General features: G+C 61.8%; 9 protein-coding genes. 5 read left to right on the top strand and 4 right to left on the bottom strand.

The annotated features are described in order from the left end of the window. Positions 1 to 479: 479 nt before the first annotated feature. Together istB and istA are read right to left on the bottom strand one after the other, a co-directional pair. Positions 480 to 1322, bottom strand: coding sequence for an IS21-like element helper ATPase IstB (istB, locus tag AABE10_RS33105; RefSeq protein WP_342937320.1), 843 nt, complete (start codon positions 1320 to 1322; stop codon positions 480 to 482). After that, positions 1319 to 2812, bottom strand: coding sequence for an IS21 family transposase (gene istA, locus AABE10_RS33110; protein ID WP_342937321.1), 1494 nt, complete (start codon positions 2810 to 2812; stop codon positions 1319 to 1321). The genes istB and istA overlap by 4 nt, the downstream gene beginning before the upstream one ends. A gap of 735 nt (positions 2813 to 3547) precedes the next feature. On the opposite strand from istA, the gene AABE10_RS33115 reads away from it, so the two are divergent. Genes AABE10_RS33115 through AABE10_RS33130 form a run of 4 tightly spaced genes read left to right on the top strand, consistent with a single transcriptional unit; the run spans position 3548 to position 8279 of the window. Continuing rightward, the gene (locus tag AABE10_RS33115; protein WP_342937322.1) at positions 3548 to 4396 is read left to right on the top strand and encodes a glycosyltransferase family 2 protein; all 849 of its coding nucleotides are present in this window, start codon (positions 3548 to 3550) and stop codon (positions 4394 to 4396) included. After that, positions 4393 to 5349, top strand: a complete 957-nt coding sequence (locus AABE10_RS33120; RefSeq protein ID WP_342937323.1) for an SDR family oxidoreductase — start codon at positions 4393 to 4395, stop codon at positions 5347 to 5349. The genes AABE10_RS33115 and AABE10_RS33120 overlap by 4 nt, the downstream gene beginning before the upstream one ends. Before the next feature lie 6 nt (positions 5350 to 5355). Beyond that, on the top strand, positions 5356 to 6384 hold the full coding sequence (locus AABE10_RS33125; RefSeq protein WP_342937324.1) for a glycosyltransferase family 4 protein: 1029 nt from the start codon (positions 5356 to 5358) through the stop codon (positions 6382 to 6384). A gap of 5 nt (positions 6385 to 6389) precedes the next feature. Beyond that, complete coding sequence (locus AABE10_RS33130; RefSeq protein WP_342937325.1) at positions 6390 to 8279, top strand: nucleoside-diphosphate sugar epimerase/dehydratase; 1890 nt, start codon at positions 6390 to 6392, stop codon at positions 8277 to 8279. 63 nt (positions 8280 to 8342) lie between these two features. Here AABE10_RS33130 and AABE10_RS33135 read toward each other — a convergent pair whose 3' ends face one another. After that, positions 8343 to 9443, bottom strand: coding sequence for a glycosyltransferase (locus tag AABE10_RS33135; RefSeq protein WP_342937326.1), 1101 nt, complete (start codon positions 9441 to 9443; stop codon positions 8343 to 8345). Between the two features lie 199 nt (positions 9444 to 9642). Here AABE10_RS33135 and AABE10_RS33140 point away from each other — a divergent pair, with 199 nt between their 5' ends. Beyond that, positions 9643 to 11187 carry a methyl-accepting chemotaxis protein gene (locus tag AABE10_RS33140; RefSeq protein ID WP_342937327.1) on the top strand — a complete coding sequence of 515 codons (1545 nt, stop codon included), beginning with the start codon at positions 9643 to 9645 and terminating at the stop codon, positions 11185 to 11187. Between the two features lie 920 nt (positions 11188 to 12107). Here AABE10_RS33140 and AABE10_RS33145 read toward each other — a convergent pair. Next, positions 12108 to 12278: a hypothetical protein gene (locus AABE10_RS33145; RefSeq protein WP_342937328.1), complete on the bottom strand. Its 171-nt coding sequence runs from the start codon at positions 12276 to 12278 to the stop codon at positions 12108 to 12110. Positions 12279 to 12312: the final 34 nt, after the last annotated feature.

Below are 12312 nucleotides of genomic sequence, written 5' to 3' on the forward strand. Positions count from 1 at the left end.
GGTCGCACGCAAGGGCAAAAAATCTGCGCAGTTCTCGTCCATGAAGGGTGTGTCCATTAAAAAACCGTGGACACATCCTGCGCTGTTTTCAGTTCAGGATCTATGTGAGGAGAAACTGCCGCTTACGATTCAAGGTAGGTGATCTGGTCGCGAAGACAAACAATTAAAACCGGCGTCATGCCAGCATTCCTGGCTCGCTGCAGCAGAGGTGCCCATCGCTCGGGTCGGCACAACGACCTTTCAAAATCTTCGCTCGACAGAATGACATTCCCGTCGAAGGATGAAATGGCTTCAAATAGCGTATCCAGATCGCCGTACCGATGATGGAAGCGCCGATCGTAGAGAGCGTCAAGCAGCGTGGCCGGTCAGCGACAACTATTTTGGCCGGTCAACGGGGTAGTTGTCGGTGGTTATCAGGTCATATTTGACGTTGCTCCTTCGTAGTTGTCGTTGCGTGATCGCGTAGTTGACGCTCATCGCTACTGCGTAACGTTGCCGTCGTCGGGCAATCGGTCGCTAAACGGGTTAGCAGGGTTGTCGTCGTGTAATTGACGCCGCCGTGCATTCTGTTTGTCGCCGGCCTTGCGGCGGCGGCAACTCTCGACGTTGAGCTCGAAGATCGTCGAGTGATGCACAAGCCGGTCGATGGCGGCGACCGTCATGCCGGGGTCGGGGAACACGTCATTCCAGCCCGAGAACGGTTGGTTTGCAGTTATCAGAAGACTTTTACGCTCATACCTCTCGGCAATCAGCTCGAACAGCACGCTGGTCTCGGCCTGGTCCTTACGCGCGTACGACAGGTCGTCAAGGATGATCAAATCGAAGCGGTCAAGCTTGGCCAGCGCAGAAGGCAACTGCAGGCTCTGGCGTGCGGCCTGCAGCTTCTGGACGAGTTCGCTGGTGCGCGTGAACAGCACGCGGTATCCGGCGTCGATCAATGCATGACCGATAGCCGATCCCAGGTGACTTTTCCCGACCCCGGGCGGGCCGAACAGGAGAACCGTGGCGCCTTTCTCCAGCCATGATTCGCCGGTAACCAGCGCCGTGACATGCGCTTTTGAGACCATCGGCACGGCGCCGAAGTCGAAGGCGGCGAGCGTCTTGGTCGGGTCCAGATGCGATTCGGTGCGGTGCCGCTCGATGCGTCGTTTGGCGCGTTCGGCCAGCTCGTGCTCAAGCAGTGCGCCGAGCAGGCGTGTGGCCGGCCAGCCTTCCTTGTCCGAGCGCTCGGCGAACTCGGGCCACAACCTGCTGATCGTTGGCAAACGCAGCTCGTTGAGCATCAGGGCCAGGCGGCCACCATCATGCGCGGGCGCGTTCATGCGGCCATCTCCTCGAGCAGTTCGTCATAGACGGCAACGGGCGGCATCTGAACCTCCACCTCGGGGCACTGGGCCTCACGGGGTGCGTACTGCTCACGCAGCGCCTTGAGATCGGGAAGCTCGCCGGCTTCGAGCAACGCATCAAGCTGCCCGGCCAGTACGGCCTCCACGCCGTGCAGGCCTGCGAGCTCAAGCAGGCCGACCATCGTCTTGCATGCGTCGCGTTGTGACAGGCGGGCATCGAGTTGTTCCCAGATTCTGCGGTACGCCTCGCGCGGGAACAGCGCGTCGCGAAACGCGAGCCCCTTGAATGCCTGGGGTTTGCGCTTCAGGGACTCAATGAAGTGGCGGTAATCGAGCGCGTGGCGGTTGTCGTGCGCACGCGAGCCCCGGGCGGTGCTGTGGACCAGCACGCCGGACCGGTAACAGTCGAGCCGGTCGCCGTAGATGCGCACCTTCAGCCGGTGGCCGATCAGGCGCGACGGCGCACTGTAGAGGATGCCTCGCACCGTAAACGTGCTGCAGCGGATCACAGGGGCCTCTTCCTCGACGAAGTCAGTGGTACGGTACTCCGGCAGATCCTGAAGCTGCTGGCGCTCGATACGGAACGCGGCGGCGCAGCGCCGGTTTCGGCGCATCACCTGTTCGCGGATGAATTCGTCGTAGGCGGCACGGTCACCGAAGTCGCGATGGCCACGCAGCATCAGGGCTTGATCGACTGCGTCCTTGAGATACCGGTGCGAGGATTCGACGCTCCCGTTCTCGTGACCCAGTCCGCGATTGTTGCGCGTGCCCTGCATCTCGTAGTGATCGAGCAGCGCCTTGTAACGGGTCGTGAAGTCCTCCTTCTCACTCAGGTTCTTGAAGGCGGCAGAGAGGCTGTCGGTGCGATGCTCGCGCGGGCAACCTCCCGCCTGCCACAGAGCATTCTGCAAGCCGTTGGCGAGCGCTTCGAAGCTCTCGCCGCCCTCGACCACGCAGGCGTACTCCCAGCGCGAGAATGCCAGTACGAAGTGATACAGCCGGTGCTCGAACGGTGCGCCGCCGATCGTCACGCACAGCTTGCTCATATCGGTGAAGTCGGACAGCCCGCGCACGCCGGGTTGATGCTCCTGGGGGAAGAAGATCTCCTGGCTGGGACCTTCGAGCGCCCGCCATTGAGAAATGCGTCGTTCCAGCGTGCGACGCATGCCGTCGGGATAGCAGCCCGGGTGATCATCCTGCAGCTTGCGCAGGATCGTGATGCCCATCAGATGTGGAGCGTTGCGCAGCAACGGCACGACCTCACTGTCCCAGACATCGGCGAACGGATCGGGACGGGTGCGCCAGGAGCGCCGCGGCTTCTGGGATGGCAACGTCGCGTCACGCTCGATGCGGCGTGCGCTGCGCACGCTTATTCCTGCCTTGGCGGCCGCGACTTCCTGCGGATGGTGTTTGCGCTTGTTCATGTAGAGGCGAACCTGTTGGTCGGTGATGCGGGTTCCAGACATGTGCTGACCGCTTCTTCTTTAAGAATCGATCAGCCATCCTATTGCCCCGCCGACGCGGCGCCGCCGGTGGTTCGTCGTCTCCGGCGGCTACGCCGCCTCCGACTCCTCACCACCGGCCAAAACAAACGTCAGCGACCGGCCAAGCTAATTGTCGCCGCCCAGATCGTGTGATACTTCCACGCGATATTGTGATGGCCACTGATATCCCCCGAGACGTCCGGTTTGCGGATATAGAAAACCCTGGGTTCGGAGCTTTTCGGCGTGGGTCCTCAGCACCACCTGCAAGGCGGTCGTGGCCGTTTTGTGCGATCCGCAGTGCAGGTAAAGCACTCTCATCGTTGTGTGGTCGTATCGGTGAGTCTGTTGTATCCGGGCGTATTGCGACGGTGTCGGGCATCCGGTGTCGTGGGCAACGGCCAATTGCCACTACGCGCTAGCGGATAAATAACTTTCCCGCGCCGCTCCCATTATCGTTTTTGCTGTTTCGCGTCCCGCTCGTGTTTCCTGACCTGTGTTTTTACCGTTCCTCGAGGTCCGGAGGGTCGACTCGGGGCGGGCTTTCCACGCATGTCTTGCCGCCGTCTGCCGGCCTTGTCCTGTCTGAAATGGCTGTTTCTGCGCGTAACAAAAGGAAAAGCAGGTTGCCCAGAACGGGTATTTTGAGCAAACTTGCGGCTTCGATGTGGCCTTATCCAATAATAAAGTGTCACGCATAAGACACGTTACTTTTTTCACATGAATACTACAAGTGAGCCGGGTAACGGAATCGAGGATCTGACCGTATCCTTGGTCGTTTATCGGCCAGATCTGCAGCAACTTGCACAGACACTGAAAAGTCTTGGGGCCGCTTACGATGCGCTCAGAGAGACGCATCCCGCTTTCCGAATGGCTGTTTGTCTCGTCGATAACGGTGGATTGCCCGATGCGACGGGTGCTCTCTTCGACGAGCTGCGCTCGCGCGGCGCGGCCTTCTCGATCATTGCGGGGCAGGGCAACGTCGGATATGGCCGCGGCCACAATCTGGCAATCGAGCGCGCTTGCAGCCGCTACCACCTTGTCCTGAACCCGGACATCGATCTCGACCGGGCGGCGCTGGTGCGCGCGCTCGATTTTTTCGAGCGGCATCCGGATGTCGGCCTGCTCACGCCGCGCATAGGCGATGAGGCGGGTCATATCCAATACCTCTGCCGCCGCTACCCGACGCTGCTCGACCTCTTTGTGCGAGGCTTCCTCCCTGCCGGCGCGCGCCGTGTTTTCGATCAGCGACTGGCGCGCTACGAAATGCGCGACGTGATCAACGAGCGCGACATCGTGTGGGACCCGCCCATTGTCAGCGGCTGTTTCATGTTGTTTCGAACGGATGTGCTGAAAACGCTTGCCGGTTTTGATCCGCGCTACTTTCTCTATTTCGAGGATTACGACCTAAGCCTTCGCACACATAAGTTTGCGCGCGTCGCTTACGCGCCCGCCGTGCGCGTGTTGCATCATGGTGGCGGAGCGGCCCGCAAGGGTTCCGGGCATATCCGCATGTTCGCGGCTTCCGCGTTCAAGTTCTTTAACCGCTTCGGCTGGAAGTGGCTATGAGTCATATCCTTGTGAGCGGAGCGAACGGCTTCGTCGGAAGAGCGTTGTGCCGCGCGCTCATCGACGCCGGGCATCGCGTGACGGGTCTCGTGCGCCGGGCGGGCGGTTGCGTGGACGGCACGACGGAATGGATCGATTCGAGTCCTGACTACGCCGGCGTCGGAGGGGCGTGGTCCGCCGACCTGAACGTCGACTGCGTCGTGCATCTGGCGGCGCGCGTGCACGTCATGAACGATCAAGCCGCTGATCCTGACGCCGCGTTTCGCGCGACCAATGTCGACGGTACGCTGCGTCTTGCAGCGGCGGCGCAGCAGCACGGTGTGCGCCGGTTCGTGTTCGTGAGCAGCATCAAGGCGGTCGCGGAACGGGATAATGGCTGGCCGTTGCGAGAAGACGACCCCGCCCGCCCGGAGGACGGGTACGGCCGCTCGAAACGCGCCGCAGAAGACAACCTCCTTCGCTTCGGCGAGGAAACGGGGCTGGACGTCGTCATCGTGCGGCCGCCCCTTGTATACGGGCCGCACGTGCGCGCAAACTTTCTGCGGCTAATGGACGCCGTATGGCGCGGCGTGCCACTGCCGCTCGGCGCCGTGCAGGCGCGCCGCAGCATGATCTATGTGGGCAATCTGGCCGACGCGCTTATGCGCTGTGCGACTGATCCGTATGCCGCGCGCCAGTGCTTTCACGTCGCCGATGCGAGCGCACCGACCGTTGCCGAACTGTCGCGCGCGCTTGCCCACCATCTAGGCAGGCCGTCGCGAATGCTTCCTGTGCCGGCCGGCTGGTTGCGCGCGGTGGGCCGGCTGACGGGCCGTTCGGGGCAGGTCGATCGTCTGATCGGCAGCCTGCTGGTGGACACGACGCATATTCGCGAGGTGCTTGGCTGGCGAGCGCCGTTCTCAACCGATGAAGGCCTGTCGGCGACCGCCGCCTGGTATCGTTCGACTCATTGAGCCATCATGGAAATACAAGCCTCGTCGTTGGCTCCCTGGATCGTGGGTACAGTCGCCATTCTGGCCGTTACTGCATGCGCGGCAATCCTGTATGCATTGCTCAAGACCGGCCTCGCCTGGCGGCTCGCAACCGATATTCCGAACGATCGCTCGCTTCACGCGCGTCCAACACCCCGTGTCGGCGGCTGGGGAATCGTGCCCGTCGCACTCGCAGGGATGCTCCTGGTCGCGCCGTCGCTGTGGTGCGCCGTGCTCGCAACGGCATTCCTTGCCGCTGTTTCTCAAGTCGACGACCGTCGCGGACTGCCCGCGCGCGTGCGGTTCGCCGCGCATCTGATCGCCGTCGTCGCGTTCGTCGCGCTCTTTCCTGCGGCGGCGCCGTGGTGGGCGCTTGCCGCGTTGGCGTTTTTGATGATCTGGCTCGTCAATCTCTATAATTTCATGGACGGTTCGGACGGCCTGGCCGGTGGCATGGCGCTGTTCGGCTTTGCAGGTTATGCCGCGGCTGCCTTGTCGAGCAGTCATCCCGCCTCGGAATTGGCGCTTGCGTCGATCGCGATCGCTGGCGCCGCGCTCGGTTTTCTGCTATTTAATTTTCATCCGGCCCGGATTTTTCTCGGCGATGCCGGGTCTATTTCGCTGGGTTATCTAGCGGGAGCCCTCGGCTACTGGGGCTGGCTCAAGGGAACCTGGCCCATCTGGTTTCCGGCGCTGGTGTTCGCGCCTTTCATCGGCGACGCATCGGTCACGCTGTTGCGGCGGCTCGCGAGAGGCGATAAGTTCTGGCAGGCGCACCGCGAGCACTACTATCAGCGCATGGTGCGTTCGGGAGTCGGTCATGCAGGGACCGCGTGGGCGTGGTACGCGGTCATGATCATCGGTATAGGACTTGCATTAGTTGCGCTTGGCTGTTCCCCGGCTGTTCAGTGGGGCATTGTCGTTGGTTGGGCCGTCGTGCTGGTCGTCATGGGAGGCATCGTCGATCTGCGCTGGCGTCGTTTCAAGTCAACACTGTCCAAACAATCCGAGGTATGACGCTGATGCTAAGAACCAAAGCCAGCTGGCTATCCTTCAGCGCTTTCCTTTTTGATCTGGCTGCCGTCGCAGCGGCGTGGCTGATTGCGTATCTGATTCGCTTCAACGGCGCCGTCCCAACAGACTTCCGCGACAGCGCCCTGCATGCGCTCGTCTGGGTGTTGCCCGTCTACGGCATCATGTTCCGCATCTTCGGCCTGTATCGCGGCATGTGGGTGTTCGCGAGCCTGCCCGATCTTTTGCGCATTTCGAAGGCGGTTGCAACGGGCGCCTTGCTCGCGATGATCCTCGCGGTGATGGTGCAACCCCTGCCGATCATTCCGCGCTCGGTGCTGCTGGTGTCGCCGCTCCTGCTGTTTCTTGCGATGGGCGGCTCGCGCGCGTTGTACCGCGCGGCGAAAGAGTTCTATCTGTACGGCGGACTAGTCGCGCAAGGCAAGCCCGTCGTCGTGCTCGGCGCAGGGACGGCGGGCGCGATGCTCGCGCGCGAGCTGTCGCGCTCGGGCGAATGGCGGCTGATCGGCCTGCTCGACGACGACGTGTCAAAGCATGGCCGCGAGATTTACGGCTACAAGGTGCTGGGCTCGTTCGCGCAGTTGTCCGAGATCGCCGAGTCGATGAAGACCGAGTACGCGATCATCGCGATTCCGTCGGCGCCCGTCGAGCAGCAGCGGCGTGTGGCGACGCTATGCGTGCGCGCGGGCGTGCGGGCGATGGTGCTGCCCGCGCTGACGGACGTCACGGAAGGGCAGGCGTCGCTTTCGCGCGTGCGCCACATCGATCTCGAAGATCTGCTGGGCCGCGAGCCCGTGCATATCGATACCCCTCACGTCGAGGCGCTGTTGCATGCGCGCGTGGTCATGGTCACGGGCGCGGGCGGCTCGATCGGCTCCGAGCTGTGCCGCCAGATTCTGCGCTTCAGGCCGGCGCAGCTCATCGCGTTCGATCTGTCCGAGTACGCGATGTATCGCCTCACCGAAGAAATGCGCGAGCGTTTCCCCGGTGTGTCCGTCGTGCCCGTCATCGGCGACGCGAAGGACTCGCTGCTGCTCGATCAGGTGATGGCGCGCTACACGCCGCACATCGTCTACCATGCCGCCGCCTACAAGCACGTGCCGCTGATGGAAGAGCAGAACGCATGGCAGGCCGTGCGCAACAACGTGCTCGGCACGTATCGCGTGGCGCGCGCGGCGATCCGTCACGGTGTGACCCGCTTCGTGCTGATTTCCACCGACAAGGCCGTCAACCCGACCAACGTGATGGGCGCGAGCAAGCGTCTCGCCGAGATGGCTTGCCAGGCGCTGCAGCAGACGAGCGAGCGCACGCAGTTCGAAACCGTGCGCTTCGGCAACGTACTCGGCAGCGCGGGCAGCGTGATCCCGAAGTTCCAGGAGCAGATCGCGAAGGGCGGCCCCGTGACGGTCACGCACCCGGAAATCACGCGTTTCTTCATGACGATCCCGGAGGCATCGCAGCTCGTGCTGCAGGCGTCCAGCATGGGACAGGGCGGCGAGATCTTCATTCTCGACATGGGCCAGCCGATGAAGATCGTCGATCTCGCGCGCGATCTGATCAGGCTGTACGGTTTCACCGAAGAGCAGATTCGCATCGAGTTCACGGGGTTGCGTCCCGGCGAGAAGCTCTACGAAGAACTGCTGGCAGATGAGGAAACGACGATGCGCACGCCGCATTCGAAGCTGCGTATCGCGCAGGCGCGCGGCGTGCCGATCAATCTGCTCGACGAATTGCTTCCGTGGCTGATGCAGCATCGCGTGCTCACGGACCACGAAGTGCGCCGCGATCTGCGCCGCTGGGTCGCGGAGTATCAGCCGACGCTGACCGCGCCGCCGTTGCGCAGTGTGCCAATATCTGTTGGGAAGCGGGCTGCGATGTGATGTCTCAGATGTGATGTGAAAAAGGCGCCGAGGCGCCTTTTTTCTTGCGTGTTCGCGTCCCACTCAAAACTGCCGCTTCTTCCTCACCACCAGCCATTTCGGCGACTTGAACCGCACAATACTCACATAAAGCCAGACATAAGTCGCCGCAAACACAACAACGAAACAGAACAGATGCAACGTATGCCGCCAGAATAGCGTAGCGGGAATAACCGCAATCAGACAAAGCAGCCACAAATAAGGCGACGTCAACGAATTGCGCCGCGTCAACTCTCGCGCAGTACGAGCGCCCACGGTCCACCGCATCAGCCGCTTATAAACGAGCATATGCAGATGCACGCCATCGGGAATCCCCGGCGAGATTCCGCGAATGAACTTCTTCCGGTAGATCGAGAAGCAGGTCTCGAAGATCGGGTACATGAAGAGCAGCACGGGATACCACGCCGACACGTCGCGATTGCGCATGACGAGCATGATCGAAAGCTCGCCGAGCATGAAGCCGATGAAATACGCGCCGCCGTCGCCGAGAAAGATCAGGCCGGCGGGGAAGTTCCAGATGAAGAAGCCCATCACCGCGCCCATCATGATCAAGGACGCCGACAGCACGATCGGGTCATGCACCTGAAACGCGACATAGGCGAGCGATGCGAACATCATGAACGCGACCATCGACGCGAGCCCGTTGAAGCCGTCGATGATATTGATCGCATTCGCCAGCGCGGCAACGGCCAGTACGGTCACGGCGCACGAAATCGCCGCATACGAAAGCAGAAAATCGAGCGGCGGCACGCTGATGCGCGTGACCGCGATCCCAAGCACGAAGTACGCGAGCGCCGCCGCAACCATCGTGCAGATCAGGCGCACGAGCGGCGAGACCTTCTTCGTCAGATCTTCGACCAGGCCGGAAGCGAACGCCGGCATCCCGCACGCGACAACGCCCAGGATGCCCGCCGACACGCCCGGATACGCGCCATGCAGCTGGATCGCCGACGCGACGAGCCCCACCAGAATCCCCGTTCCGCCGATACGCGGTACGGGCCGCGCGTGGAATTTCTGCACGCCGCCCAGATCGGTGTCCGCGAACGTTTCATGCAGATGCGCATAACGCACGATCACGAGCGTGACCAGTAGTGAAACGATGAAACCGAGCGCGAAACTGAGCATGAAAGTGGGGGCCGGAAAGCAAACGGGGGATTATACAAATGAAACGCAGCCCGCCCGGACGGGTTGACCGCGCGCGCCCGGCACGCGCCATCCCATATGCTGCGTCATGGATTTTCCCTATCCAGAGCGCGCGAGCCGTTGCCGTTAGCCATCGATGAGGCCGCCATCCCGGCTGCCCATTGCATGTCACGGACTTTCCATGCTCAACAACCTCACTATCCGACAGGGACTGACGCTCGTCATCTGCGTATTCGCAGCGCTTCTTTTGACGGTGATCGGCGTCGGTTGGGGCGCGCTCAAATTCAGCAACGACGGTCTGCAGAACGTGCAACAGACTTCGGCCGCGATGAACGCGCTTTCGTCGAGCTCGGAGAAGCTGTTGCAGGTCCGCCTGTCGCTCGGCAGCTACGAGACGCTCTTCAGCGTCGGCAAGGAAACGGAAGGGCTACTCGCGGCCGCGCACAAGATGCTCGAAGCGTCGAACGACGAGTTCCGCGTCTATATGGCCGGCCCGTTCGGCAGCGACGAAGAGCGCAAGCTCGCGCAGACCGTCGCGGACGCGCGCACGGCGCTCGTCAGCCAGGCGATCGAACCGGAGCACAAGGCCCTCGTCGATAACGACTTCAACACGTTCCGCACGATTCAGGGCGAAACGGGCGACCATTACTACGGCATCTACGCGAAGGCGATCGACGCGCTCAAGCATGCGCAGGCCGATAACAGGCAGCGCGAGGCGGACCAGCTGAGCCAGCGCTTCAGGATCTCGACGGGCATTTTCATCGCGATCGGCGTGGCCGCCATCGTTGTGGGCGCGCTGGCGCGCGCCGGTCTGTCCGCCGCTGTCGTGAAGCCCGTGAACCAGACGATCCGCCACTTCCGCAGCATGGCCGAAGGCGATCTGACCTCGACGGTCAAGGTGCGCTCGCGCAACGAAATGGGCCAGCTGCTGCAGGCGCTCGCGCAGATGCGCGACGGGCTCGTCGAAACCGTGTCGAAAGTGCGCGGCAGCACGCAGTCGATCACGCTGGGCGCGAACGAAATCGCCGCCGGCAACGCTGATCTGTCGAGCCGTACCGAGCAGCAGGCAGCGGCTTTGCAGCAGACGGCGGCGAGCATGGAAGAGCTGTCGGCGACCGTCAAGCAGAACACCGACAACGCGAAGCTGGCGAACCGTCTCGCGCAAGGCGCGCTGGAGACGGTCGTGCGCGGGAGCGACGTGGTCACGCGCGTGACGGAAACGATGGACGGCATCACCGAGTCGTCGCGCAAGGTCGGCGAGATCATCGGCATCATCGAGGGCATCGCGTTTCAGACCAATATCCTCGCGCTGAACGCGGCCGTCGAGGCGGCGCGCGCGGGCGAGCAGGGGCGCGGCTTTGCCGTCGTGGCATCGGAAGTGCGCGCGCTCGCGCAGCGCTCGGCGGCCGCGGCGAAGGAGATTCGCGACCTGATCGGCGATTCGACGGCGCAGGTCGAGCAGGGCGCGTCGCTAGTCGCCGATGCGCGCAAGACGATGCAGGAAGCGATGACGTCCGTCGAGCGCGTGACGGGCATCATGACGGAGATCGAAGGCGCCGCGCACGAGCAAAGCGACGGCATCGAGCAGATCAACAAGGCGATCGGCCAGATTGATGAAGTCACGCAGCAGAATGCGGCGCTCGTCGAGCAGGCTGCCGCTGCGGCCAAGTCATTGGAATCGCAGGCGATTGTGCTGCGCGAGTCGGTGGCAGTGTTTCGACTGTAAGCCGACGCCTGCGTGCCGCCAGACCATTAAGTCGTCTCGCGCCAACTTGAACGGTAATACCCTTCCTTTTAATTATTCGGTGACGGACGAACTCGAGTTTTGCACAGAAATCGCAAGATCAGTGATCGACACAGCCCGCGTGGTCGACGGCAGGCCAGCATACCGGAAGAATTTCGCCTAGCGCTGCTGGTTCGCCCGGATCTGCCAATAATGAATGCTGTGACCCGCGTGCTGCGACCCGCGCCGAAGCTTAGACATCCATCGCAAAGCGCGACGCCCGCATAGTTGGCTGGCTGACAAATATCAGCGGGAGCAGAGAGTCAAGGGCAAACCAAATCCAGAAAGTGGAGAGATGCCTCGTAGGAACATTCGCGCCTGACAACGGATCGATGCGCACTCGATGCTCCTGACTTGCGTTGCAGGTTACGAATGAGAAGCTGGACAGGTTGCGACGACCTTCGGATACTTTACATGTCAGTGCCACCTTGTCCTACGCGCGCGTTCAGCCGCGCTCGTTTCCGCTACGCTGATCGCGTACATGCGGTCACCGATGGTGAGAATGCCTTCGACATACTCATTGATGGTCAATTGCGGTTCCGATTGGAGGGCGACAGTCAATGGCCTACTCAATGGCGCCTTTACCCCGTTACTGCCGGTGTTCGAGAGGCGCAGTGGGTCGCGATGGAGAACGAACGCTGGGACATTATTGGACAACTTGAACGTGGCGCGCACTGGATGTCTGCGACTGATATTGAGCCAGAATCACGGCACGCTCGGTGTTTGACCACGCACACCCGCTTTCCCGAGTATCTGGGAGAAAACTAGTCAGAGACAGGGCATGAAGGCCATATCGCGCTACCTCGTCCGAGCATCATTAACATAGATGTAACGCGACGAGGTAGTTCGACGAACAACCAAGTCTAGTTCAGGGCGCTAACTATGCCGTTGCCGGCAGCAACGGACAATGCGAAACCAGTGATTTCAGCAGCATCCAGTATTGTCCGTACCTGATGGAGCGGTTTTGTCGAAAGCAACGGCGCATCCATAAACAGGTTGACCATCAATCCGAGTTGCATTTCCAGCGCAAACACGTGTCGGCATTTGGGAGTCGTTTAAGGATGCTCC

The sequence above is a fragment of the Paraburkholderia diazotrophica genome (assembly GCF_038900755.1).
Classification (GTDB): domain Bacteria; phylum Pseudomonadota; class Gammaproteobacteria; order Burkholderiales; family Burkholderiaceae; genus Paraburkholderia; species Paraburkholderia diazotrophica_A.

What these genes read in the sequence shown, in the direction of transcription:
- istB (WP_342937320.1), bottom strand. Translation starts at nt 1,322, where the DNA reads ATGAACGCGCCCGCGCATGATGGTGGCCGCCTGGCCCTGATGCTCAAC.
- istA (WP_342937321.1), bottom strand. Translation starts at nt 2,812, where the DNA reads ATGTCTGGAACCCGCATCACCGACCAACAGGTTCGCCTCTACATGAAC.
- AABE10_RS33115 (WP_342937322.1), top strand. Translation starts at nt 3,548, where the DNA reads ATGAATACTACAAGTGAGCCGGGTAACGGAATCGAGGATCTGACCGTA.
- AABE10_RS33120 (WP_342937323.1), top strand. Translation starts at nt 4,393, where the DNA reads ATGAGTCATATCCTTGTGAGCGGAGCGAACGGCTTCGTCGGAAGAGCG.
- AABE10_RS33125 (WP_342937324.1), top strand. Translation starts at nt 5,356, where the DNA reads ATGGAAATACAAGCCTCGTCGTTGGCTCCCTGGATCGTGGGTACAGTC.
- AABE10_RS33130 (WP_342937325.1), top strand. Translation starts at nt 6,390, where the DNA reads ATGCTAAGAACCAAAGCCAGCTGGCTATCCTTCAGCGCTTTCCTTTTT.
- AABE10_RS33135 (WP_342937326.1), bottom strand. Translation starts at nt 9,443, where the DNA reads ATGCTCAGTTTCGCGCTCGGTTTCATCGTTTCACTACTGGTCACGCTC.
- AABE10_RS33140 (WP_342937327.1), top strand. Translation starts at nt 9,643, where the DNA reads ATGCTCAACAACCTCACTATCCGACAGGGACTGACGCTCGTCATCTGC.